General features: G+C 58.4%; 20 protein-coding genes, 1 tRNA gene and 2 pseudogenes. 17 read left to right on the forward strand and 6 right to left on the reverse strand.

Annotation, left to right across the window (positions count from 1 at the left end; all coding sequences use genetic code 11):
- Window positions 1-67: 67 nt before the first annotated feature.
- From BMZ32_RS16435 to BMZ32_RS16485, 11 genes are all read left to right on the forward strand, one after another.
- Window positions 68-2,836 (forward strand): LPS-assembly protein LptD, encoded by a 2,769-nt coding sequence (locus BMZ32_RS16435; protein WP_090243976.1) that lies wholly within the window; start codon window positions 68-70, stop codon window positions 2,834-2,836.
- On the forward strand, window positions 2,817-4,109 hold the full coding sequence (locus BMZ32_RS16440) for a peptidylprolyl isomerase (protein ID WP_167376772.1): 1,293 nt from the start codon (window positions 2,817-2,819) through the stop codon (window positions 4,107-4,109). Before BMZ32_RS16435 ends, BMZ32_RS16440 begins: the two co-directional genes overlap by 20 nt.
- A gap of 150 nt (window positions 4,110-4,259) precedes the next feature.
- Window positions 4,260-5,258: a 4-hydroxythreonine-4-phosphate dehydrogenase PdxA gene (pdxA, locus tag BMZ32_RS16445; RefSeq protein ID WP_090243981.1), complete on the forward strand. Its 999-nt coding sequence runs from the start codon at window positions 4,260-4,262 to the stop codon at window positions 5,256-5,258.
- Window positions 5,259-5,369: 111 nt separating this feature from the next.
- A complete protein-coding gene (gene rsmA / locus BMZ32_RS16450) occupies window positions 5,370-6,173 on the forward strand; it encodes a 16S rRNA (adenine(1518)-N(6)/adenine(1519)-N(6))-dimethyltransferase RsmA (RefSeq protein WP_090243982.1) in 804 nt (267 codons plus the stop codon).
- Window positions 6,174-6,213: 40 nt separating this feature from the next.
- A complete protein-coding gene (gene apaG / locus BMZ32_RS16455; RefSeq protein ID WP_090243984.1) occupies window positions 6,214-6,594 on the forward strand; it encodes a Co2+/Mg2+ efflux protein ApaG in 381 nt (126 codons plus the stop codon).
- Entirely contained in the window at window positions 6,594-7,415 is an 822-nt protein-coding gene (locus BMZ32_RS16460) for a symmetrical bis(5'-nucleosyl)-tetraphosphatase (RefSeq protein ID WP_090243986.1), read from the forward strand. Before apaG ends, BMZ32_RS16460 begins: the two co-directional genes overlap by 1 nt.
- Window positions 7,412-7,741, forward strand: a complete 330-nt coding sequence (glpE, locus tag BMZ32_RS16465) for a thiosulfate sulfurtransferase GlpE (RefSeq protein ID WP_090243988.1) — start codon at window positions 7,412-7,414, stop codon at window positions 7,739-7,741. The genes BMZ32_RS16460 and glpE overlap by 4 nt, the downstream gene beginning before the upstream one ends.
- 275 nt (window positions 7,742-8,016) lie before the next feature.
- On the forward strand, window positions 8,017-9,939 hold the full coding sequence (locus tag BMZ32_RS16470) for a PrkA family serine protein kinase (RefSeq protein WP_090244317.1): 1,923 nt from the start codon (window positions 8,017-8,019) through the stop codon (window positions 9,937-9,939).
- A 96-nt stretch (window positions 9,940-10,035) separates the two neighbouring features.
- A complete protein-coding gene (locus BMZ32_RS16475; protein ID WP_090243991.1) occupies window positions 10,036-11,307 on the forward strand; it encodes a YeaH/YhbH family protein in 1,272 nt (423 codons plus the stop codon).
- Complete coding sequence (locus BMZ32_RS16480) at window positions 11,304-12,872, forward strand: SpoVR family protein (protein WP_090243993.1); 1,569 nt, start codon at window positions 11,304-11,306, stop codon at window positions 12,870-12,872. The genes BMZ32_RS16475 and BMZ32_RS16480 overlap by 4 nt, the downstream gene beginning before the upstream one ends.
- Window positions 12,873-13,029: 157 nt before the next feature.
- Entirely contained in the window at window positions 13,030-14,274 is a 1,245-nt protein-coding gene (locus tag BMZ32_RS16485; protein WP_090243995.1) for a multifunctional CCA addition/repair protein, read from the forward strand.
- On the opposite strand, the gene folK is transcribed toward BMZ32_RS16485, so the two are convergent.
- Window positions 14,271-14,807 (reverse strand): 2-amino-4-hydroxy-6-hydroxymethyldihydropteridine diphosphokinase, encoded by a 537-nt coding sequence (gene folK, locus BMZ32_RS16490; RefSeq protein ID WP_090243997.1) that lies wholly within the window; start codon window positions 14,805-14,807, stop codon window positions 14,271-14,273. The two genes, BMZ32_RS16485 and folK, sit on opposite strands and share 4 nt — an antisense overlap.
- Complete coding sequence (gene folB, locus BMZ32_RS16495) at window positions 14,798-15,154, reverse strand: dihydroneopterin aldolase (RefSeq protein ID WP_090243999.1); 357 nt, start codon at window positions 15,152-15,154, stop codon at window positions 14,798-14,800. The genes folK and folB overlap by 10 nt, the downstream gene beginning before the upstream one ends.
- Window positions 15,155-15,227: 73 nt before the next feature.
- Between folB and plsY the strand changes: the two genes are divergently transcribed.
- Window positions 15,228-15,797: a glycerol-3-phosphate 1-O-acyltransferase PlsY gene (gene plsY, locus BMZ32_RS16500; protein ID WP_090244001.1), complete on the forward strand. Its 570-nt coding sequence runs from the start codon at window positions 15,228-15,230 to the stop codon at window positions 15,795-15,797.
- A gap of 45 nt (window positions 15,798-15,842) precedes the next feature.
- Here the strand turns inward: plsY and tsaD are convergent, their stop codons facing one another.
- Window positions 15,843-16,868 (reverse strand): tRNA (adenosine(37)-N6)-threonylcarbamoyltransferase complex transferase subunit TsaD, encoded by a 1,026-nt coding sequence (gene tsaD / locus BMZ32_RS16505; protein WP_090244003.1) that lies wholly within the window; start codon window positions 16,866-16,868, stop codon window positions 15,843-15,845.
- 206 nt (window positions 16,869-17,074) lie between these two features.
- Here tsaD and rpsU point away from each other — a divergent pair, with 206 nt between their 5' ends.
- The 4 genes from rpsU to BMZ32_RS19475 all read left to right on the forward strand — a co-directional run bounded on the left by rpsU (window position 17,075) and on the right by BMZ32_RS19475 (window position 21,541).
- Window positions 17,075-17,290 carry a 30S ribosomal protein S21 gene (gene rpsU, locus BMZ32_RS16510; RefSeq protein WP_003296736.1) on the forward strand — a complete coding sequence of 72 codons (216 nt, stop codon included), beginning with the start codon at window positions 17,075-17,077 and terminating at the stop codon, window positions 17,288-17,290.
- Between the two features lie 140 nt (window positions 17,291-17,430).
- Window positions 17,431-19,407, forward strand: a complete 1,977-nt coding sequence (dnaG, locus tag BMZ32_RS16515) for a DNA primase (RefSeq protein WP_090244005.1) — start codon at window positions 17,431-17,433, stop codon at window positions 19,405-19,407.
- 67 nt (window positions 19,408-19,474) lie between these two features.
- Window positions 19,475-21,322, forward strand: coding sequence for an RNA polymerase sigma factor RpoD (gene rpoD, locus BMZ32_RS16520; RefSeq protein WP_090244007.1), 1,848 nt, complete (start codon window positions 19,475-19,477; stop codon window positions 21,320-21,322).
- 69 nt (window positions 21,323-21,391) lie between these two features.
- On the forward strand, window positions 21,392-21,541 hold the full coding sequence (locus BMZ32_RS19475) for a hypothetical protein (RefSeq protein WP_167376773.1): 150 nt from the start codon (window positions 21,392-21,394) through the stop codon (window positions 21,539-21,541).
- A 42-nt stretch (window positions 21,542-21,583) separates the two neighbouring features.
- Here the strand turns inward: BMZ32_RS19475 and BMZ32_RS16525 are convergent.
- The 3 genes and pseudogenes from BMZ32_RS16525 to BMZ32_RS16535 form a co-directional block, all read right to left on the reverse strand.
- A pseudogene (locus BMZ32_RS16525) lies at window positions 21,584-21,897 on the reverse strand (site-specific integrase); the annotation flags it as partial.
- Window positions 21,856-21,932, reverse strand: a tRNA-Ile gene (locus BMZ32_RS16530). The gene BMZ32_RS16530 and the pseudogene BMZ32_RS16525, both read right to left, overlap by 42 nt.
- A gap of 202 nt (window positions 21,933-22,134) precedes the next feature.
- Window positions 22,135-22,338 (reverse strand): annotated as a pseudogene (locus BMZ32_RS16535) (HipA domain-containing protein); the annotation flags it as partial.
- Between the two features lie 87 nt (window positions 22,339-22,425).
- On the opposite strand from BMZ32_RS16535, the gene BMZ32_RS16540 reads away from it, so the two are divergent.
- Complete coding sequence (locus BMZ32_RS16540) at window positions 22,426-23,196, forward strand: nuclease-related domain-containing protein (protein ID WP_090244009.1); 771 nt, start codon at window positions 22,426-22,428, stop codon at window positions 23,194-23,196.
- The last annotated feature ends 166 nt before the right edge of the window (window positions 23,197-23,362 follow it).

A 23,362-nucleotide genomic window follows, 5' to 3' on the forward strand; every position in this document is an offset into this window, starting at 1 on the left:
TTTCAAGCCCATCGAGAGGCGTGCGGCCTCAGGGCCAATGGCGCGCAGGAAGCCCGGATAAAATAAGATGGCAGTAAAATACCCCGCGTTTCGTAAAAAATTCCCACTTCTGGTGACTGGCAGCCTTCTGGCGCTTCAACCCGTGGCCATTCCATTTGCTGTCGCTGCTGAGCAGTACGATTGCCAGGTTTCCGCCGCAGGCGGTTGGGCATGCGCCCCGAAAACCAGCAATGCTGCACTGCCAGCCCGGCCAGTACAACGTGATTCGCTCGCCAGCAGCAAGGCAGCTGACGGCAGTGCCGCACCCGGCCAAGCTAAAGCCACGCAAGCGACGTTGGTTACCGAAAGCCAGGGCAAAGGCCTGGCTGCGCGCAGCGCTGACTTCAGCCACCTCGACTGGGTACCGCGTGAGAGCCTCAACGCCGCTCAGCTGGCTGAAGCCGGCCCTTATTGCGCAGGCGCTTACGTAGAGCCAACTCGTCCCGGCATGAACGACACAACGCCGATGGACGAAGCGCCGATGTTTATCTCGGCCAAAGCCTCACGCTATGAGCAGGAAGAACAGGTTGCCACCCTCGCCGGTGATGTAGTTCTGCGCCAAGCAGGCATGCAGGTCGAGGCAGATGAAGCCAACCTGCGCCAGGCGGAAAACCGTGGCGAATTGATCGGCAACGTGCGCCTGCGTGATCAGGGCATGCTGGTGGTCGGCGATCGAGCCGAACTGCAGCTTGATAACGGCGAAGCTAAAGTCGATAACGCCGAATATGTGCTGCACAAGAGCCATATCCGCGGCAATGCGCTTTACGCCAAGCGTGAAGAGAGCGCAATTATTCGCCTGAAAGACGGCACCTACACCAGCTGCGAACCGGGCAGTAACGCCTGGCACCTCAAGGGTAATAACATCACCCTGAATCCGGCCACTGGCTTCGGCACTGCGACCAACGTCACCCTGCGGGTCAAAGATATTCCGGTGTTCTACACACCCTATATCTACTTCCCGATTGATGACCGTCGCCAGTCCGGCTTTCTGCCGCCAAGCATCGGCAGCTCAGGCGATAACGGCCTGACTCTGCAGACGCCTTACTACTTCAACCTGGCACCGAATTACGACGCCACGTTGTACCCGACTTATATGAGCGACCGCGGCTTGCTGATGGAAGGCGAATTCCGCTACCTCACCAAGAACAGCGAAGGCCAGGTAGGCGGTGGCGTCCTGCAGGACAGCAACGACGACCGCAAACTGCAGTCGGAGTATCAAGACCAACGCTGGATGTACAGCTGGCAGCACAAACAGGGGCTCAACGATCGCCTGTTGGCTGAGGTCGACTACACCGACATCAGTGACCCTTACTACTTCCAGGACCTGAGCACAGATCTAGGCCTTGGCATCGATACCTACGTAAACCAGCGCGGCACCCTGACCTACCGAGGCGACAGCTATACCGCACGACTGAATGCGCACGCTTACGAGCTGGCCAATATCACTGATATCACACCATATAATCGCCTGCCGCAAATCACTTTGGACGGTCAGCTACCTTTTCAGCCAGCCGGTCTCAACCTGACCTATGGCACAGAGCTTGTACGTTTCGACCGCAGCCTGCGTTCTGGGCTGTTCTCCGACGAAGACGGCAATACGACGCCTTGGTACGACAACAACTTGCAAGGCTTGGCCCGCGCCAATGGTGAGCGCCTGCATGTTGAGCCAGCCGTTAGCCTGCCGTTGAACTGGAGCTGGGGTTATATCAAGCCGCAGATTAAGTACCTGCAGACCAACTACAACCTAACGCTGGACCAACAAGGCAAGAACACCTTGCTGGCAGAGCAGACCTATAAAAGTAGCCAGAGCCGTGGCGTAGGCATGTTCAGCCTGGACAGCGGCCTGTACTTCGACCGTGACACTCAGCTGTTCGGCACGCAGTTCCGTCAAACACTGGAGCCACGCGCCTTCTACCTTTATGTGCCAGAAGAAGACCAAACCGACATTCCGGTCTTCGACACAGGCGAAAGCAGCTTCAGTTACTCCTCGCTATGGCGTGAAAACCGCTTCTCCGGTAAGGATCGCATCGGCGACGAGAACAAGCTGTCGCTGGGCGTCACCAGCCGCTTGATTGAGCCGAACGGTTTTGAGCGTCAGCGCTTCAGCATCGGCCAGGCCATCTACCTCGAAGATCGCAGAGTACAACTGCCAGGTATCGATTACCGCACTCGCGATGATGCAACCGCGTCGGTATCGCCCTATGCACTTGAGTACCTCTATCGCTTTAACCGCGACTGGCGCTTCTCCTCGGATTTCAACTGGGATCCAGACAGTGGCAGCACCCGCTCCGGTAGCGCGATGTTCCACTATCAGGCAGAAGACAACCCGAACAAGGTGGTTAACGCCGGCTATCGCTACCGTAATGACACCGTCCGTTTTGACGAAGCCAGCGGTAACTGGGTAGTTGGGGGTGGCGATTACGGCACACCTGGCTCACCTGAGTACATCAAGGACTACTACAAAATCAGCCAGCACGACTTCTCGGTTATCTGGCCGATCGTGCCACAGTGGAACGTGATTTCCCGCTGGCAGTACGACTACGGCCGCGACCGAACCCTGGAAGCCTTTGCCGGCTTCGAGTACGACAGTTGCTGCTGGAAACTACGCCTAATCAACCGCTACTGGATCGACTATGACGAAGTCAGCTTGAACCCGTCGCTGAACGATCAGGCTGATACCGGCATCTTCCTACAGATCGTACTCAAGGGGCTGGGCGGCGTAGTCGGCAATAAAGTTGAGTCTTTCCTCGACCAAGGCATTCAAGGTTATCGTGAACGTGAAGATCAAGCTTTCTGATTGCGTGCGCCCGCTGCTGTTGGGCGCGCTGTTTCTGGGTACTGCGGCACAGGCCGAAGTACGACCACTTAACCGCGTTGTAGCGATTGTCGATAATGATGTCGTGATGCAAAGCCAGCTCGATGGGCGTCTGCGTGAAGTGCAGCAAACCATCACCCAGCGTGGCGCAGCGTTGCCGCCTGATGGTGTACTCGACCAGCAGGTACTGGAGCGCCTGATCATCGAGAACATTCAGCTGCAGATTGGCGAGCGCTCAGGCATTCGCGTTACTGACGAAGAGCTGAATCAGGCCATCGGTACCATCGCCCAGCGTAATGGCATGAGCAGCGAACAGTTCCGCGCTGCGTTAGCGAAAGACGGCCTGTCCTACACCGATGCGCGTGACCAAGTACGCCGCGAGATGATCATCAGCCGTGTGCGCCAGCGCCGTGTTGCCGAACGCATCCAGGTAACTGATCAGGAAGTGCAGAACTTCCTGGCCTCGGACCTGGGCAAAATGCAGCTTACGGAAGAGTTCCGTCTCGCCAACATCCTCATACCAGTGACCGAGGGCGCTTCTCCCGAAGACATCCAGGCAGCGGATCGCCAGGCTCGAGAGCTTTATCAGCAGCTGCAACAAGGTGCCGACTTCGCTCAACTAGCCATTGCCCGCTCGGCCAGCGAAACCGCACTGGAAGGTGGGGAAATGGGCTGGCGTAAAGCCGGGCAACTGCCACCCCCCTTCGACGCCATGCTCAGCGCTTTGTCTGTTGGCCAGGTGACTGAGCCGATGCGCACACCCGGCGGCTTTATTATGATCAAGCTGCTGGAAAAACGTGGCGGCGGCAGCCAGGTACGTGACGAAGTGAATGTTCGCCACATCCTGATTAAGCCCAGCGAAATCCGCAGCGAAGGCGAAACCAAGCGCCTGATCGATCGCTTGCATCAGCGCATCATGGCAGGTGAGGACTTCAGCGAACTGGCGAAGAACTTCTCCGAAGACCCGGGCTCAGCGCTGAATGGCGGCACATTGAGCTGGATCGATCCAAACGTTTTGGTGCCTGAATTCCGCGAAGTCATGAACAACACGCCGGCGGGTGAGTTGTCCAAACCGTTCAAGAGCCCGTTTGGCTGGCACGTACTGGAAGTCATGGGCCGTCGCGCCACTGACAGCAGCGAGCAGTACCGCGAACAGCAAGCGATGACCGTGTTGCGTAACCGTAAATACGATGAAGAGCTACAGGCATGGTTGCGTCAGATCCGTGACGAAGCCTACGTCGAGATCAAGCTCTAACAGACGAGGCGCGAGCCAAGCTGACCAACGCAACAAATCAAACCCGGCTCATGCACACGCAGCGCCGGGTTTTTTAATACTGAACGATAACCGCGCCGCTACCCTTAATTGACGCACCAACTTAGTTGGCGCATAACCGAGAGCCCGCCGATGACCGCCATCCGTCTTTTTGCCCTGACCCCTGGCGAGCCTGCCGGTATAGGTCCCGACCTGTGCCTGCTGCTGGCACGTGAGGCGCAACCGCATGCTCTTATTGCGATTGCCAGCCGCGATTTGTTGGCCGAACGTGCGCAGCTGATGGGGCTGAATACGCAACTGATCGCGGTCAACCCTGAGCATTGGCCAACCAAAGCGGCTCCTGCGGGCAGCCTGTATGTCTGGGACACGCCGCTGGGCGCGCCTGTAGAACCGGGGACACTCAACCCAAGCAACGCCAACTATGTACTGCAAACACTCACTCGTGCAGGCCAAGGCTGCCTCGATGGGCACTTCGCCGGGATGATTACCGCTCCCGTACACAAAGGTGTGATCAACGAGTCCGGTATTGCTTTCTCCGGGCACACTGAGTTCCTCGCTGAGCTCACACACACCACGCAAGTGGTGATGCTGCTGGCCACCCACGGACTGCGCGTGGCCCTTGTAACGACTCATTTGCCGCTCAGGGATGTGGCCGATGCCATTACACCTGAGCGCCTGAGCCGCGTTACGCGCATCCTCGATAACGACTTACGGACAAAATTCGGCATCGCCCAACCACGCATTCTTGTTTGCGGCCTTAACCCTCATGCTGGCGAGGGCGGACACCTGGGGCGTGAAGAAATCGAGATCATCGAACCGACACTGCAACAGCTGCGTAGCGAAGGGATCAACCTGATCGGCCCATTACCAGCCGACACCCTGTTCACCCCCAAACACCTCGATCATTGCGATGCCGTGCTGGCGATGTACCACGACCAAGGTTTACCCGTGCTCAAATACAAAGGGTTTGGCGCGGCCGTGAACATCACCTTGGGCTTACCGATCATCCGCACCTCGGTCGACCATGGCACGGCGCTGGATCTTGCCGGCAGCGGCAAAGTTGACAGCGGCAGCTTGCAGGTCGCCCTGCAAACCGCATACGCCATGGCCGCTAGCCAAGTAGCCGGCTAATGACGGCCACACCCCACGCGGGGCTAACGCCGCCAATGCTGTTAAACTGCCTGGCTTTCTACACGCGTTACATTCGCTTCAAGCCCTTGGCTTGAAGCCTGGAGCTGCTGCATGTCCGAATACCAACACCGCGCACGCAAGCGTTTTGGCCAGAACTTCCTGCACGATGCTGGGGTGATTCACCGCATTTTGCGCGCCATCCACGCCCGCGAAGGCGAGCACATGCTGGAAATCGGCCCAGGCCAAGGCGCCCTCACCGAAGGCCTGCTACACAGCGGCGCGCAGCTCGACGTGATTGAACTCGATCGCGACCTGATCCCGATCCTGCAAGGCCAGTTCGGCGACAACCCGCGCTTTCGCCTGAATCAGGGCGACGCCCTCAAGTTCGATTTCAACCAACTTGAGGCCGCCCCACACAGCCTACGCGTGGTCGGTAACCTGCCGTACAACATCTCCACGCCGCTGATCTTCCACCTGCTCAATAATGCTGCCCTGATTCGCGACATGCACTTTATGCTGCAGAAGGAAGTGGTCGAGCGCCTCGCCGCAACACCGGGTGGCGGCGATTGGGGCCGGCTGTCGATCATGGTGCAATACCACTGCCGCGTGGAGCACCTGTTCAATGTCGGCCCAGGGGCGTTCAACCCGCCGCCTAAGGTCGACTCGGCCATTGTCCGCCTAGTGCCGCACGAAGTACTGCCGCATCCGGCCAAGGACCATCGTCTACTTGAGCGGGTGGTGCGCGAAGCGTTCAACCAGCGGCGCAAAACACTGCGCAACACGCTGAAGAACTTGCTTGCCGCCGACGCTATTGAAGCAGCCGGCGTCGATGGCAGCTTGCGTCCTGAGCAACTTGACCTGGCGGCATTTGTTCGCCTGGCCGACAAATTGGCTGAGCAATCCATCGCCGACTGACAGCGGCTAAACTGGCGTTCGGCCTACCGAGTGATTACGCATGAGCGATTCGCGCTACAACATCGACGTCAGCGTCGTGACCCGCTACCTGCCGGAACAGTCGCAGCCGGAGCAGAACCGCTTCGCCTTCGCCTACACCGTAACGGTGAGCAACACCGGTGAATTGCCGGCCACATTGCTCTCGCGGCATTGGGTAATTACCGATGGCGACGGCCGCGTGCAGCAAGTCCGCGGTGCCGGCGTGGTCGGCCAGCAGCCGCTGATCGACGCAGGCGCTAGCCACACCTACAGCAGCGGTACGGTGATGACCACCCGAGTTGGTATCATGCAAGGCAGCTATCAAATGCTCGCCGAAGACGGCAAACGCTTCGACGCGCTAATCGCGCCCTTCCGCTTGGCGGTACCGGGCTCACTGCACTGATGGCGACCTATGCTGTTGGTGATCTGCAAGGCTGCCTGAAACCGTTGCAATGCCTGCTCGAACGCGTGGCCTTCGACCCGGCACAGGATCGGCTTTGGCTGGTCGGTGACTTAGTCAATCGCGGTCCCGAGTCCTTGGCGACGCTGCGTTTTCTCTACAGCATCCGCGATGCGCTGACTTGCGTGCTAGGCAATCACGACCTGCACCTACTGGCTGCGGCACACAACATTGAGCGTCTTAAGAAAGGCGACACCCTGCGCGAGATTATCGACGCCCCGGATGCCGCCGAGCTGCTCAACTGGCTGCGCCAGCAAAAACTCCTGCATTACGATGAAGCCCGTGACACCGCACTGGTACATGCCGGCATCCCGCCACAGTGGACCATGAGTAAAGCGCTCAAACGCGCCGCAGAAGTCGAAGAAGCCTTGCGCGACGATGCACGCCTACCGTTATTTCTTGACGGTATGTACGGCAACGAGCCGGCTAAGTGGGACGGTGATCTGCACGGTGTGATCCGCCTACGGGTGATCACTAATTGCTTCACGCGTATGCGCTTCTGCAAAGCCGATGGCAGCCTCGACCTGAAAAGCAAGGAAGGCGTGGGCAGCGCACCACCGGGCTACGCGCCGTGGTTCAGTTACAAGCAGCGCAAAACCCGTGGCCAGCGCATCATCTTCGGCCATTGGGCGGCACTCGAAGGCCAATGCCAGGAACCCGACGTCGTCGCCCTGGACACCGGTTGTGTGTGGGGCGCCAGCATGACCTTGATGAATATTGATAGTGGCGAGAAATACAGCTGCGACTGTAAGGAGCAAGCATGAGCGAATTCAAACGCATCCCACCCGAGCAAGCCCAGGCCCTACGCCAGCAAGGCGCAGTGGTGGTCGATATCCGTGATCCACAGAGCTTCACCGCCGGCCACATCAGCGGCTCGCTGCACCTCGATAACCACTCGTTACACAGCTTTATCACCCAGGCCGATCTTGATTCGCCGCTAATTGTCGCCTGCTATCACGGTAACTCCAGCCAAAGCGCGGCGGCCTATCTGGTCGGCCAAGGCTTCACTGAGGTCTATAGCCTCGACGGTGGCTTCGAGCTGTGGCGTGCAACCTTCCCCGACGACACCGCTCAATCGCCTGAAGAATAATTTTTTCAGTGCCCAGGCCGCACCAGCAGCGGCCTGCCGGCGACTCCCGACCAACGGTAATATCCTGTTATCGTTGCGCGCCCCTTGCCCTCGCCGATTCCGAACTATCCTTTAGCTCAGGCCATCCAAAACAAGGTAGAGCCGGCCAACGGCATCGGGCCATCGGTATGACTTTTAGGTGATCTGGGGAGATTTATCCCGGCTGCATCCGCACCGGAGTGACCCTGCACCTGACCGACCCCGCACCGGCTCTGCGCATCGAGCGAGGTGACGTCATGAGCATTTTCAGCCACTTCCAACAACGTTTCGAAGCGACTCGCCAGGAAGAGCTCTCCCTTCAGGAGTACCTCGAACTGTGCAAGCAGGATCGCAGCGCCTATGCCTCAGCGGCAGAGCGCCTGCTACTGGCGATCGGCGAGCCTGAACTGCTCGACACGACGACCGATTCACGCCTGTCGCGGATTTTCTCCAATAAGGTAATCCGCCGCTACCCGGCCTTTGCCGACTTCCACGGCATGGAAGAATGCATCGACCAAATCGTCTCCTACTTCCGCCATGCCGCTCAGGGCCTGGAAGAGAAGAAACAGATTCTCTACCTGCTCGGCCCGGTGGGCGGCGGTAAATCCTCGCTGGCCGAGAAACTCAAGCACCTGATCGAGAAAGTGCCGTTTTATGCGATCAAAGGCTCACCGGTGTTCGAGTCGCCGCTGGGGCTGTTCAGTGACGCCGAGGACGGTGCCATCCTCGAGGAAGATTACGGCATCCCGCGGCGCTACCTCGGCAGCATCATGTCGCCCTGGGCGACCAAGCGTTTGCAGGAGTTTGGTGGCGATATCAGCCAGTTCCGCGTAGTCAAACTCTACCCTTCGATTCTCAACCAGATCGCCGTGGCCAAAACCGAGCCTGGGGACGAGAACAACCAAGATATCTCCGCGCTGGTCGGCAAGGTGGATATCCGCAAGCTCGAGGAATTTCCACAGAACGACGCCGATGCTTACAGCTACTCCGGCGCACTGTGCCGAGCCAACCAGGGCTTGATGGAGTTCGTCGAGATGTTCAAGGCACCGATCAAGGTGCTGCACCCATTGCTCACGGCTACCCAGGAAGGTAACTACAACAGCACCGAAGGCCTCGGCGCGATTCCCTACAGCGGTATTCTGCTGGCCCACTCCAACGAGTCGGAATGGCACAGCTTCCGCAACAACAAGAACAACGAAGCCTTCATCGACCGCATCTATATCGTCAAGGTACCGTACTGCCTGCGCGTGACCGACGAGATCAAAATCTACGACAAGCTGCTGTTCAACAGTTCCCTGGCCAATGCCCATTGCGCGCCGGATACGCTGAAAATGCTCGCCCAGTTCACCGTGCTCAGCCGTCTGAAGGAGCCGGAGAACTCCAACGTCTACTCGAAAATGCGCGTCTATGACGGCGAAAATCTCAAGGACACCGACCCCAAGGCCAAGTCGATTCAGGAGTACCGCGACACCGCCGGCGTGGATGAAGGCATGAACGGCCTATCGACCCGCTTCGCCTTCAAAATTCTCTCCAAGGTGTTCAACTTCGACCCACACGAAATTGCCGCCAACCCGGTGCATCTGCTTTACGTGTTGGAACAGCAGATTGAGCAAGAGCAGTTCCCCCCCGAGGTACGCGAACGCTACCTGCGCTTCATCAAGGAATACCTGGCGCCGCGTTATATCGAGTTTATCGGCAAGGAAATCCAGACTGCCTATCTCGAGTCCTACAGCGAGTACGGGCAGAACATCTTCGACCGCTACGTGCTATACGCCGACTTCTGGATTCAGGATCAGGAATACCGCGACCCGGAAACCGGCGAAATCCTCAACCGCGTAGCCCTCAACGAAGAGCTGGAGAAAATCGAGAAACCCGCGGGCATCAGCAACCCCAAGGACTTCCGCAACGAGATCGTCAACTTCGTCTTGCGCGCCCGCGCCAACAACAATGGCAAGAACCCGACCTGGCTCAGCTATGAAAAGCTGCGCGTGGTAATCGAGAAGAAAATGTTCTCTAACACCGAGGACCTGCTGCCGGTCATCAGCTTCAACGCCAAGGCGAGCAAGGAGGATCAACAGAAACACAACGACTTCGTTACACGCATGGTCGAGCGCGGCTACACCGACAAGCAGGTGCGCCTGCTGTCCGAGTGGTACCTGCGGGTTCGTAAATCGCAATAAAACGGCCTGACGCTTCAGCTGCCGGCGCTGCAGAGCACGCAACTATACGGCTATGTATCGACGGCACTTGATACCTGCAGTGCACGGAGGGCAGTGATGAGCCATGTGATCGACCGACGACTGAATGGTAAGAACAAGAGTACGGTGAACCGCCAGCGCTTCCTGCGGCGTTACCGTGGCCATATTAAGAAGGCCGTGGAAGAGGCGGTCAGCCGCCGTTCCATTACCGACATGGAACACGGCGAACAAATCAGCATCCCCGGCCGTGACATCGACGAGCCGGTGTTACACCACGGCCGCGGCGGCCGCCAGACCACCGTGCACCCCGGCAACCGCGAATTCACCACTGGCGAGAAGATTGCACGGCCACAAGGCGGGAGTGGCGGTCAGGGTGCTGGCAAAGCGAGCAATTCGGGCGAAGGCATCGATGAGTTCGTATTTCAGATCACCCAGGAAGAGTTTCTCGACTTTATGTTTGAGGACCTCGAACTACCCAACCTGATCAAACGTCATCTGACCGGTAGCGATACGTTCAAGAGCGTGCGGGCCGGCATCAGTAACGAAGGTAACCCGTCACGCATCAACATAGTCCGCACCCTGCGTTCGGCCCATGCCCGACGCATTGCCCTGTCCGGCAGCAGCCGGCACAAACTGAAAGATGCCCAGGCCGAGCTTGAGCGCCTAAAGCTGGAGCAGCCGGATAACCTCGGTGATATTCAAGCGCTTGAAGAAGACATCAGCAAACTGCGCACGCGGATCAAGCGGGTACCTTTTCTCGATACCTTCGACCTCAAGTACAACCTGCTGGTGAAACAACCCAACCCCAGCTCCAAGGCGGTCATGTTCTGCCTGATGGACGTTTCCGGCTCGATGACGCAGTCGACCAAAGATATCGCCAAGCGCTTCTTTATCCTCCTGTACCTGTTCCTCAAGCGGAACTACGACAAGATCGACGTGGTGTTTATCCGCCATCACACCAGCGCCAAAGAAGTCGACGAAGAAGAGTTTTTCTACTCGCGCGAGACCGGCGGCACCATTGTTTCCAGCGCACTGAAATTGATGCAGGAGGTAATGGTCGAGCGCTACCCCGTCAACGAATGGAATATCTACGCCGCCCAGGCCTCGGATGGTGACAACTGGAATGACGATTCGCCGGTATGCCGGGATATCTTGATCAATCAGATCATGCCGCTTGTGCAGTACTTCACCTACGTTGAGATCACCCCGCGCGAGCACCAAGCCTTGTGGTTCGAGTACGAACAGGTCAGTGAGGCATTCGCCGACTCCTTCGCCCAACAACAATTGGTTTCCGCAGGTGATATCTACCCAGTATTCCGCGACCTGTTCCAGCGGAGGCTTACCACATGACCAATGCCCAAGATAAACGACGCCAACCGATTTCAACCGGCTCGGAGTGGACCTTCGAACTGATTCGCCAATACGACCGCGAAATCAGCCGACTGGCCGAACACTATGCGTTGGACACCTACCCTAACCAGATCGAACTGATCACCGCCGAACAGATGATGGATGCTTACGCCTCGGTCGGCATGCCGCTGGGCTATCACCATTGGTCCTATGGCAAACACTTCCTCAGCACCGAGAAAGGCTACCAGCGCGGACAGATGGGCCTGGCCTACGAGATCGTGATCAATTCCGACCCTTGCATTGCCTACCTGATGGAAGAAAACACCATTTGCATGCAGGCGCTGGTCATCGCCCACGCCTGCTACGGCCACAACAGCTTCTTCAAGGGTAACTACCTGTTCCGCACCTGGACCGACGCCAGCTCGATCATCGACTACCTGGTGTTCGCCAAGCAGTACATCATGCAGTGCGAGGAGCGCCACGGAATTGATGTGGTGGAAGACCTGCTCGACTCCTGCCACGCCTTGATGAACTACGGCGTCGACCGCTACAAGCGCCCTTACCCGATCTCCGCCGAGGAAGAACGGCGGCGCATGAAGGACCGTGAAGAACACCTGCAGAAGCAGATCAACGACCTCTGGCGTACTATTCCGAAGAGCGCCAGCAAGAGCGACGATAAAGACAACACACGTTTCCCCGTCGAACCGCAGGAAAACATCCTCTATTTCCTGGAAAAACACGCGCCGCTGCTGGAACCCTGGCAGCGCGAGATCATCCGTATCGTGCGCAAGATCGCCCAATACTTCTACCCGCAGCGCCAGACCCAAGTGATGAATGAAGGCTGGGCGACCTTCTGGCACTACACCCTGATGAACGACCTCTACGACGAAGGCCTAGTCACCGAAGGCTTCATGATGGAGTTTCTACAGTCGCACACCAGCGTGGTTTACCAGCCACCGTTCGACAGCCCTCACTACAGCGGCATTAACCCCTACACACTGGGCTTTGCGATGTACCGCGACATCCGCCGGATATGCGAAGAACCGACCGAAGAAGATCGCCGCTGGTTCCCTGATATTGCCGGCAGCGACTGGTTGAGCACCCTTAAATTCGCCATGAGCAGCTTCAAGGATGAGAGCTTCATCCTTCAGTACCTGTCGCCGAAGGTAATCCGCGATCTCAAACTGTTCAGCATTCTCGACGATGATCAGAAAGACGAACTGTACGTCCCGGCGATCCACGACGAACCCGGCTACCAGACCATCCGCGAAACCCTGGCGGCGCAATATAACTTGGGCAACCGTGAGCCCAATGTGCAGATCTGGAGCATCGACCGCCGCGGCGACCGGTCGCTGACCCTGCGCCACCAGCAGCACGAGCGTAAACCGCTGGGCGGCTCTACCGAGGAGGTACTCAAGCACCTACATCGCCTCTGGGGCTTCAATATCCACCTGGAAATGTACCAAGGCGATCAGCTGATCGGCACCCAGCACGTACCGCTCCAGCATGACGCGGAACAAGGCAGCGACTATCCGCGCCTCGACCTGATGATTCCGCCCATTTGAGCAGCTGCCCGCGCTGATGCGGCGCAACCAACCGCCTTAAACCCCGCAACGGGCATGCCTCGGTGGAGCTTGAGCGGGCAAAATCGCGCTTGGCCACGGCACTAACCAGACAGCCATGCCAGCCAGCCGTTATGCTTTGCGCAACGGAGGATTTGGCATGCAGATTTACAAAGTGGGCGGCGCAGTACGCGATCGTTTGTTGCACAGGCACATCAGTGAAATCGACTGGGTCGTCGTCGGCGCCAGCGCCGAGCAGATGCTCGAATTGGGTTATCGCCCGGTCGGCGCCGACTTTCCGGTGTTTCTGCACCCGCAAAGCGGCGAGGAGTATGCCCTGGCCCGCACCGAGCGCAAAAGCGGCCATGGTTACGGCGGCTTTACCTTCTTCGCCAGCCCTGAAATCACCCTCGAAGAAGATCTGATTCGTCGCGACCTGACCGTCAACGCCATGGCTGAAGACGCGCAGGGCATACTGATCGATCCCTATGGCGGCCAACACGACCTCGACGCCAAGCTGCTACGGCATGTCTCCCCGGCCTTTGCCGAAGACCCCCTGCGCGTAATGCGCGTCGCGCGTTTTGCCGCCCGCTATGCGCCTCTGGGTTTCCGCGTGGCCGACGAGACCATGGGCCTGATGCATGAGCTGAGCGAGTCCGGTGAGTTGACCGCCCTGACGCCCGAGCGCAGCTGGAAAGAAATATCCCGCGCCCTGATGGAGCCGCGTCCTGATGTGTTTATCCAGGTGCTGCGCGAATGCGGCGCCCTGCAGGTCCTGCTACCCGAAGTCGACACACTGTTCGGCATCCCGCAGCCAGCAGCCCATCATCCGGAAATCGACACTGGCGAGCATGTGCTGAGCGTGCTGCGCCAATGCGCCGAGCACCAACAACCGCTGACGGTACGCTGGGCCTGCCTGCTGCACGATGTCGGCAAGGGCCTGACGTCCGAAACCGAGTGGCCGCGGCATATTGCTCATGAGGTCAAAGGTTTGAAGCTGATCCGCGCGATCAATCAGCGTTGCAAGGCGCCCAAGGATTGCCAGGAACTGGCCCTGCAAGTCGGCGAATTCCACACCCACAGCCATCGCGCCTTGGAGTTGAAGGCTTCGACGTTGCTGAAACTGCTGCAGAGCTTCGATGTATTCCGCCGCCCGCAGCGCTTTGAAGAGTTTATCGCCGCCTGCGAAATGGATGCGCGCGGTCGGCTAGGCCTGGAACAACGCCCCTACCCGCAGGCCGACTACCTGCGCGCCGCTATGCACGCAGCCCGCGCGGTAGCAGTGCAACCACTGCTCGCACAGGGATTCAAGGGCGCGGAACTGGGTGAGGCGTTAAATCGTGAGCGGCTGAATGTACTTACTGCGTTCAAAGCCGACCATGCCGCGCCGCCATCGCAGCACTAGGCAGCGGGGTAAGCCTGAAGCAACTGCGTTGGCGTCAACGGCTGGTCGCGCCAGCTGAACGCCACCGGGCACAACTGCTGCTCAATCTGTGCTGTCTGCCAGAGTTCGGCAAAGCTGCGCTGTTGCGCCGGATGCAGAATATCCGGCGCGAGCAGCGAAAGCGGCCAGAGCACAAAAGCATTCTTCAGAATTTCCGCACGCGGCAGAATCAGGCCGTCGTAATTGCCGACTAAGTCGCCATACAGCAAGACATCGATATCCAGCGGCAAGCCTTTGCGCTCAGGGGCATAGCGGCCGTTGGCAGCTTCGATAAACTTCAGCCGCCGATCTAGGTCCGCCAGCGACAGCTCGCTATAACCAACCACCACAAGATTGAAGAACGGCCCGCTCTTGATGCCGACCGCCTGGCTTTCGAATACTGGCGAGCAACGCATCTCGCGCAATAAATCGGCCACGGCTTCGAGCCCGGCATGCAGGTGTATTTCACGATCGATATTGCTACCCAGCCCCAATAAAACCCGAGTTAGCGACATCCGCGCTCGATCTCCACACCGACGCCACCGCTGGCCGCTGGCACCGCACCGGGTTTGGTCAGCTTGAGGCGCACCCAAGGGATATGGAACTCGCTCATCAGCACCTGCACCAGACGCTCGGCAAAGGTTTCCACCAATATGAATTGCGACTCGCTGGCAAACGCCTGAATACGCTGCGAAACACTGGCGTAATCCAGCGCCTTGTCCAGCTCATCGCCGGCCGCTGCGGGACGGTTATCCCAGCCCAGGTACAGGTCCAAACGCAAACATTGGCGAATGGTCCGCTCCCAGTCGTAGGCACCAATCACTGTGTCGACTTCCAGCCCCTCGATAAAAACTGTGTCCAAGCGCGCTCTCCGCGGCACGACAAGGCTGTCGCACCTAGTTAGAATCAGGGCTCCCTTGCCCGGAATGGATACCATGTTTTGGCTGCTGGCGACCCTCGCCTACCTGCTCGGCTCGTTGTCCTTTGCCATTCTGCTCAGCCGCCTGGCCGGCGGACCCGATCCGCGCGCCAGTGGTTCAGGCAACCCTGGTGCCACCAATATGTTCAGGCTAGCCGGCAGACGCCTGGCCATCCTGACACTACTCGGTGACCTGCTCAAAGGCCTGTTGCCGGTGCTGATCGCCAACCTGCTCGACTTCAGCCTGCAGCAGCAAGCCTGGATCGGTTTAGCCGCCGTTATCGGCCACATGTACCCGTTGTACTTTAACTTCCATGGCGGCAAAGGTGTCGCCACGGCCGCTGGCATGCTGCTGGGCCTGTATCCGCCCGCCGCCTTGCTGGCCATTGCTGCCTGGCTACTGACCTTCATCCTGACCCGTACCAGCTCACTGGCGGCGCTGATTGCCACACCACTGACGCTGCCACTTTTAGCCTGGCAACAACCTGCCGCACTGCTCCCCGTCTGCGCGCTGACCGGACTGATCGTCTGGCGGCACCGGAGCAATTTACGCGATCTGCTCGCCGGCCGTGAGCGGCATTTCTAAACCCGCACGCCGAGCCAGTCTCATCACGCGAGCACCGCGCCACACTTACAGCCCCGGCAGTTGCTCCATCGGCCAACGCGCCTGCACCTTGATACTCAAATCCTCATGCTGCCCCGCCAGCAAGCGCTGGCAGCCGGCGTAGGCGATCATCGCGCCGTTATCGGTGCAGAATGCCGGGCGCGCATAGAACACTTCGCCCTTCAGCTCAGCGAGCATTTTCTCCAGCGACTGGCGCAGCGCCTGGTTGGCACTCACACCGCCGGCGATCACCAAATTATTCAACCCAGTTTGCTTAAGCGCACGCTTGCACTTGATGGTGAGGGTATCGACCACTGCCTGCTGGAACGCCAAGGCAATGTCGCAACGAGTCTGCTCGGAGTTGTCACCTGCGGCCTGGCACTGCTGCCAAGTATTCAGGGTAAAGGTCTTCAGGCCGCTGAAGCTGAACTCCAGCCCAGGACGGTCGGTCATCGGCCGGGGAAACTTGAAGCGCCCTGGCGTGCCGCTCAGCGCTAATTTGGCAATCTCCGGCCCCCCCGGGTATTGCAATCCCATTAGCTTAGCCGTCTTGTCAAACGCCTCACCGGCTGCATCGTCAAGGGACTCACCGAGCAACTGGTAAAGGCCGATACCATCGACCCGCACTAACTGGGTATGGCCGCCTGACACCAACAAAGCGACGAATGGAAAAGCCGGCGGTTGCTCCTCCAGCATCGGCGCCAGCAAATGACCCTCCATATGATGCACGCCGAGCGCCGGAATGCCCCAGGCGAACGCCAACGCCTGCGCACAGGAAGCGCCTACCAGCAGCGCGCCGACCAAGCCGGGGCCTGCGGTGTAGGCGATAGCCTCGATGTCTGAATTACGCTTGCCTGCCTCCTCGAGAACCTGGCGGATCAGTGGCAGCATGCGTTTGACGTGATCGCGCGACGCCAACTCCGGCACTACACCGCCATAGGCGCGGTGCAGGTCAATCTGGCTAAACAGCGCATCGGCCAGCAGGCCCCGCTCGCTGTCGTAGAGGGCGACACCGGTTTCGTCGCAAGAGGTTTCCAATCCCAGAACCAGCATGGGCTTTGCCTTTGTAGTAGAGTGTGCAACTTCGAAGGCGCGCATGATAATGGCGGCTACCGCACGCCGGCCAGCGCTTTTCGATCAGAGGCTTTGCATTCCTCGCGACGAGGCGGTAACATCCGCAACCCTTAAAAACTACGTTCTCCAGCGCCATCTGCCAGGAGTAACGTTACTCACCGGTAATGAAAGAAGGTACGCCCTGGATGCCAGCCGTCAAAGTTAAAGAGAACGAACCCTTCGACGTAGCTCTGCGTCGTTTCAAGCGCTCCTGTGAAAAAGCCGGTGTTCTGGCTGAAGTTCGCAGCCGTGAATTCTACGAGAAGCCGACTTCCGAGCGTAAGCGCAAAGCAGCAGCCGCTGTTAAGCGTCACGCCAAGAAAGTGCAGCGCGAGCAGCGCCGCAGCGTTCGCCTGTACTAATCAGTACAAGCAGCGCCTGATACCCGGCTTCGGCCGGGTTTCGCTTTTAGACTCCGCGTAACCTTCGGGCGACGACCGGAGTCTTTTAGTTTTTGCCCCTACCTGTTCTGCCTCAGCGCACAACAGTATCCTGAGCGCCTATGGCCGGCCTGATCCCACAGTCCTTTATCGATGACCTGCTCAACCGCACCGACATCGTCGATGTGGTGGCCTCGCGTATCCAGCTGAAAAAGGCCGGCAAGAACTACACCGCCTGCTGCCCGTTCCATAAAGAAAAAACCCCCTCATTCAGCGTCAGCCCGGACAAGCAGTTCTATTACTGCTTTGGCTGCGGCGCAGGCGGCAATGCGCTGGGCTTCATCATGGACCACGACCAACTGGATTTTCCCCAGGCAATCGAGGACATGGCCAAACGCGCCGGCATGGAAGTGCCACGCGAGGAAGGCGGGCGCAGCAACAAACCGCGCCAGCCCACCGACTCCCCGCTCTACCCATTACTCACAGCCGCCGCCGAGTTTTACAAACAGGCCCTGAAAAGCCACCCGCAGCGCAAAGCCGCCGTCGAGTACCTGAAAGGCCGCGGCCTCTCCGGTGAAATCGCCCGCGACTTCGGCATGGGCTTCGCTCCACCGGGCTGGGACAACCTGCACAAACACCTGGCCAGCGACAACCTGCAGCAAAAAGCCATGATCGACGCCGGCCTGCTGATTGAAAATGCAGAAAGCGGCAAACGTTACGACCGCTTCCGCGACCGCATCATGTTCCCCATTCGAGACAGCCGCGGCCGGGTGATCGCCTTTGGCGGTCGCGTACTGGGCGATGAAAAACCCAAGTACCTGAACTCCCCGGAAACCCCGGTGTTCCACAAAGGCCAGGAACTCTACGGCCTATTCGAAGCGCGCAAACATAACCGCGACCTCGACGAGATCATGGTGGTCGAAGGCTATATGGACGTCATCGCCCTGGCCCAGCAAGGCCTGCGCAATGCTGTCGCCACGCTCGGCACCGCCACCAGCGAAGAACACCTCAAGCGCCTGTTCCGTGTCGTGCCGAGCGTCTTATTCTGTTTCGATGGCGATGCAGCAGGCCGCAACGCCGCTTGGCGCGCCCTGGAAGCCACCCTATCAAGCCTGCAGGATGGCCGCCGCGCACGCTTTCTATTCCTGCCAGACGGCGAAGATCCGGACACCCTGGTACGCAGCGAGGGCACCGATGCCTTTCGCGCACGCATCAATCAGCACGCCCAACCACTGGCCGACTACTTCTTCCAACAACTCAGTGAAGAAGCCGACCCGCGCTCCCTGGAAGGCAAAGCCCACCTGATGACACTGGCCGCACCGCTGATCGACAAGATCCCCGGCAACAACCTGCGCACCCTGATGCGCCAGCGCCTGAGCGAGATCACCGGCCTGTCCGGCGAAGTCATGCAGCACATGACACAAGCCGCACACAGCAGCAAACCCAGCCACAGCAGCGCACCACCCAGCGAACATCCGGATTACACCAGTATTCCCGACAGCGCCTATTACGATGTCGAGCCAAGCCGCAACGAATACGAAAACCCCAGCCCCTCACACGAGTTCGAGCGCAATAAAAGCAAAGGTAACTGGAAGAAAGACGGCGGCAAGTGGAACAAAAAAGGCCAGGGCGAGTTCGCTCCGCGCGCACAACGCACCGCTGTCAGCGTCGAGTCACCCCACCTGAGCGCCTTACGCACCCTTCTGCACCACCCTCAATTGGCGCAGAAGGTTGAAGACGTCAGTCATTTCGCCGCCGAAGACGACACGTACGCGCAACTGCTGGTCGCGCTGCTCGGTGCCCTGCAAAAGAATCCGAACCTGCGCTCACTGCAACTGATCGCACGCTGGCACGGCACTGAGCAGGGGCGTTTATTACGTGCTCTGGCAGAAAAGGAATGGCTAATTTCAGCCGACAACCTTGAACAACAGTTTTTCGACACTATAACTAGTCTAGTAGCCCGCCAACGCGAGCGCAGCTTGGAACATTTGCTGCGCAAAGCCCGTCAAAGTGAGTTGAGCGCAGAAGAGAAAGACCAGCTGCGCAACTTGCTGAGCCGTAATGCATCACCGGTAATCCCAAGCCCAACTGGCGCTTAGGGGAACTACTCGGGTATAATCCGCGGCTTGTTTTTTGCCCGCCAAGACCTTCAGTGGATAGGGTGTTATGTCCGGAAAAGCGCAACAGCAGTCTCGTATCAAAGAGTTGATCACACTGGGTCGTGAGCAGGGTTACCTGACTTACGCAGAGGTCAACGACCACCTGCCGGAAGATATTTCTGATCCGGAACAGGTGGAAGACATCATCCGCATGATTAACGACATGGGGATCAACGTATTCGAGGTTGCGCCAGATAAGGATTCTCTTATGCTGGCCGACGCCGACACCGACGAGGCAGCCGCTGAAGAAGCCGCTGCAGCGTTGGCTGCCGTTGAGACGGATATCGGCCGCACGACGGACCCGGTGCGCATGTATATGCGCGAAATGGGTACCGTGGAATTGCTGACCCGCGAAGGCGAGATCGAAATCGCCAAACGCATCGAGGAAGGCATCCGTGAAGTGATGGGCGCTATCGCCCATTTCCCCGGCACTGTCGACAGCATTCTTGCCGAGTACACCCGTGTCACCACCGACGGTGGCCGATTAGTTGAAGTCTTCAACGGCTATATCGACCCGGACGACGGCATCGCCGCCCCCGCCGAAGCAGCCGCACCTGTACCCGCCAAAGACGGCGACGCTGACAAAGACAGCGACGACGACGATAGTGATGACAGCGATGAAGAGGAAGAAGAAGGCGACGGTGGCCCGGACCCTGAAGAGGCTCTGCGCCGCTTCACCGCGATTGGCGAAGCCCTTGAAGCTGCTAAAAAAGTACTGAAGAAGCATGGCCGTAGTAGTAAGCAAGGCATTGCCGCGCTGAAAGAAATGGCCGAGCTGTTCATGCCAATCAAGCTGATACCCAAGCAGTACGAAGCGCTGGTTGTACGTGTACGCAGCTCCCTTGAGCGTCTGCGCGCTCAGGAGCGCGCCATCATGCAGCTGTGCGTTCGTGATGCACGGATGCCACGCGCCGACTTCCTCAAGCTCTTCCCCGGCAATGAAATTGATGCCGAGTGGTCTGTCGGTTTAGCCAAAGGCAAAGCCAAGTACGCTGAAGCCATCGGCAACCTGCAAGGCGATATCCAACGCTGCCAGCAAAAGCTGTCTGCCTTGGAAGCCGAGTGTGAGTTGACCTTGGCTGAAATCAAGGACATCAACCGTCGCATGTCGATCGGTGAGGCCAAGGCCCGCCGCGCGAAGAAAGAGATGGTTGAAGCCAACTTGCGCCTGGTGATCTCGATCGCCAAGAAGTACACCAACCGTGGCCTGCAGTTCCTCGACCTGATTCAGGAAGGCAACATCGGCCTGATGAAGGCGGTGGACAAGTTTGAATACCGTCGCGGCTACAAGTTCTCGACTTATGCCACCTGGTGGATCCGTCAGGCGATCACTCGCTCGATCGCCGACCAGGCCCGCACCATCCGTATTCCGGTGCACATGATCGAGACGATCAACAAGCTCAACCGTATTTCCCGGCAGATGTTGCAGGAAATGGGCCGTGAACCGACCCCGGAAGAGCTGGGCGAACGCATGGAAATGCCTGAGGACAAGATCCGCAAGGTATTGAAGATCGCTAAAGAGCCGATCTCCATGGAAACCCCGATCGGTGATGACGAAGACTCCCACCTGGGTGACTTCATCGAAGACTCGACCATGCAGTCGCCAATCGATGTCGCCACTGTAGAGAGCCTTAAAGAAGCGACCCGCGATGTACTCTCCGGCCTCACTGCACGTGAAGCCAAGGTACTGCGCATGCGCTTCGGCATCGATATGAATACCGACCACACCCTTGAGGAGGTTGGTAAACAGTTCGACGTCACCCGCGAGCGGATTCGTCAGATCGAAGCCAAGGCGCTGCGCAAGCTGCGCCACCCGACGAGAAGCGAGCATCTACGCTCCTTCCTCGACGAGTAACACCAAAACCCCCGGCCCCGGCCGGGGGTTTTGCATTCTGGGCAACAGGCGGATCTACACCCTTCCTCATTGCCCGCCAAACGAGCCACCCCATGCTGCACCCTCGCACTGGCGCACCCCGCACTGCTTGACTTGCTTGGACTATTGGGCGCACTGCTGATCATCTACAGCATCCTGCGCAACAGCGAGCAGCACTATAGCGGCCTGGTGGAAACCTGAACGCCATCGCCTGGCAAATAGACCCGAATGATCTGCACTTTAGCCGGCGATGATTTCAGCGCAGAGGGTTGCCATGGAGTATGTGCCCAGGCGGCTGATCAGTTGCTGGGCTTCGGCGCACCGGTGGCCGGCTTCTTGGTCGGGCTGATTTAACTGAGGTCGCGTTTCAGCGCCATTTCCAAGGTCATGCGTTCGCAGCCGCTGCGCTGGATGTACCCGCCACTGACCATTTCGCCCTCGGTGCGGCGTGCCCAGCCTTGGGCGTCGCGCTTGCTGCAGACATGAAAAAGCCGCGCAGTGCGCGGCTTTGGAGTTGGTGGGCCCACACGGACTCGAACCGTGGACCAAAGGATTATGAGTCCTCTGCTCTAACCAACTGAGCTATGGGCCCTCAGAAGCCGGGGGATTATAACGGGGCCTTCTTGCTAGCGCCAACCGAATGGCGCGGGGCGAGAAAGTTTTGTGCAAAGGCTTCGCTATGGATGGCGCGGCTAATGATAACCCCTCGGGCCTGTTCGCAGCTTTTGGCGGCCAGGAACAATTCACGGCCTTTGGCTTCTATGGCCAGTATCCTCGGGGTGCTGCGTACGATTGATAGCGAATAGCTGCGCCAATGAGCCCTGCACGTGCTCAGATGGGCAGTACAAACGGATAGCCTTGGCGATGGCCGAATAGCTCTTGCTGTACTTCTGCTCCGCAGCCAATCCCATCAGTGCCGCCATGTCCTCGAAACCAATCGGATTGAGCTGCTCATCGCGATCGAAGCGGCGCATGACGAAGAGCTTAGCGTTGAATGAGCTTATTAACGCCTATGAATACTTTCATCCATTTACGCTTACTTTCGGTACTATCAGATATATCTAAGGATTACGGATAGTTGAGGAATGGATTTCACACCGATCATCGCCCAGGTCTGGGGCATGTTGAGCTGGTTTATTCCGCTCATGCTGCTGATCACGCTGCTCAAGTCACTCTGGGCCAAGGGTCATATTGGCGAATTCTTGGTGCGGCTGTTTGCCCATTGGCAGTTGGATAAGCAAACCTACCGTCGCCTGCACAATGTCACCCTGGACACACCAGACGGCACCACGCAGATCGACCACGTGTTCCTCTCGCCCTACGGCATCTTCGTGCTGGAAACGAAGAACATGAGCGGCTGGATCTTCGGCAGCGAGAAGCAGGCGCAGTGGACGCAGAAGCTCTACAAACGCACGTTCAAATTCCAGAACCCGCTACGCCAGAACTACAAACACCTTAAAGCGCTGGAAGCCACCCTTAGCGTTAACCCCGAGCACCTGCACTCGGTCATCACTTTTGTCGGCGGCAGTACCTTCAAAACCGAAGTGCCGGCCAACGTGACCCAGGGCATCGGCTTTATCCGCTATATCAAGTCATTTCAGCAGGCGGTATTTAGCGCGGCGGAAGTCGACTCCATGCTGCAAGCCCTGCAAACCGGCCGCCGCGCGCCGACCCTCGCCACCCACCGCGAGCATGTGCAAAACCTCAAACGCCGTAGCGACCCAACAGCCGAGCGGCAATGCCCGAAATGCGGCAGCGCGCTGGTTATTCGCACCCGTAAAACAGGGGCTAATGTCGGCAACCAATTCTGGGGCTGCTCAACCTTTCCCGAATGCAAAACCATGCAGAACCTTTAGCACGCGGCCCAATCCGCGCACCCTCCGGCAACAGAAACATGCTAACCCCTTAAGAACAATAAGGTTTAGCCGATATGATCTTGGCCATGAGGTAATAATAGTTGCCTGTTTTTAGAGTTATTAGCGCTGGTTCAGCTTGTCGTTGCTATCAAGTGATGTCGGTGCT

This window comes from Pseudomonas guineae (assembly GCF_900113745.1).
GTDB classification, from domain to species: Bacteria; Pseudomonadota; Gammaproteobacteria; order Pseudomonadales; family Pseudomonadaceae; genus Aquipseudomonas; species Aquipseudomonas guineae.

What these genes read in the sequence shown, in the direction of transcription:
- BMZ32_RS16435 (WP_090243976.1), top strand. Translation starts at nt 68, where the DNA reads ATGGCAGTAAAATACCCCGCGTTTCGTAAAAAATTCCCACTTCTGGTG.
- pdxA (WP_090243981.1), top strand. Translation starts at nt 4,260, where the DNA reads ATGACCGCCATCCGTCTTTTTGCCCTGACCCCTGGCGAGCCTGCCGGT.
- rsmA (WP_090243982.1), top strand. Translation starts at nt 5,370, where the DNA reads ATGTCCGAATACCAACACCGCGCACGCAAGCGTTTTGGCCAGAACTTC.
- apaG (WP_090243984.1), top strand. Translation starts at nt 6,214, where the DNA reads ATGAGCGATTCGCGCTACAACATCGACGTCAGCGTCGTGACCCGCTAC.
- BMZ32_RS16460 (WP_090243986.1), top strand. Translation starts at nt 6,594, where the DNA reads ATGGCGACCTATGCTGTTGGTGATCTGCAAGGCTGCCTGAAACCGTTG.
- glpE (WP_090243988.1), top strand. Translation starts at nt 7,412, where the DNA reads ATGAGCGAATTCAAACGCATCCCACCCGAGCAAGCCCAGGCCCTACGC.
- BMZ32_RS16470 (WP_090244317.1), top strand. Translation starts at nt 8,017, where the DNA reads ATGAGCATTTTCAGCCACTTCCAACAACGTTTCGAAGCGACTCGCCAG.
- BMZ32_RS16475 (WP_090243991.1), top strand. Translation starts at nt 10,036, where the DNA reads ATGAGCCATGTGATCGACCGACGACTGAATGGTAAGAACAAGAGTACG.
- BMZ32_RS16480 (WP_090243993.1), top strand. Translation starts at nt 11,304, where the DNA reads ATGACCAATGCCCAAGATAAACGACGCCAACCGATTTCAACCGGCTCG.
- BMZ32_RS16485 (WP_090243995.1), top strand. Translation starts at nt 13,030, where the DNA reads ATGCAGATTTACAAAGTGGGCGGCGCAGTACGCGATCGTTTGTTGCAC.
- folK (WP_090243997.1), bottom strand. Translation starts at nt 14,807, where the DNA reads ATGTCGCTAACTCGGGTTTTATTGGGGCTGGGTAGCAATATCGATCGT.
- plsY (WP_090244001.1), top strand. Translation starts at nt 15,228, where the DNA reads ATGTTTTGGCTGCTGGCGACCCTCGCCTACCTGCTCGGCTCGTTGTCC.
- tsaD (WP_090244003.1), bottom strand. Translation starts at nt 16,868, where the DNA reads ATGCTGGTTCTGGGATTGGAAACCTCTTGCGACGAAACCGGTGTCGCC.
- rpsU (WP_003296736.1), top strand. Translation starts at nt 17,075, where the DNA reads ATGCCAGCCGTCAAAGTTAAAGAGAACGAACCCTTCGACGTAGCTCTG.
- dnaG (WP_090244005.1), top strand. Translation starts at nt 17,431, where the DNA reads ATGGCCGGCCTGATCCCACAGTCCTTTATCGATGACCTGCTCAACCGC.
- rpoD (WP_090244007.1), top strand. Translation starts at nt 19,475, where the DNA reads ATGTCCGGAAAAGCGCAACAGCAGTCTCGTATCAAAGAGTTGATCACA.
- BMZ32_RS16540 (WP_090244009.1), top strand. Translation starts at nt 22,426, where the DNA reads ATGGATTTCACACCGATCATCGCCCAGGTCTGGGGCATGTTGAGCTGG.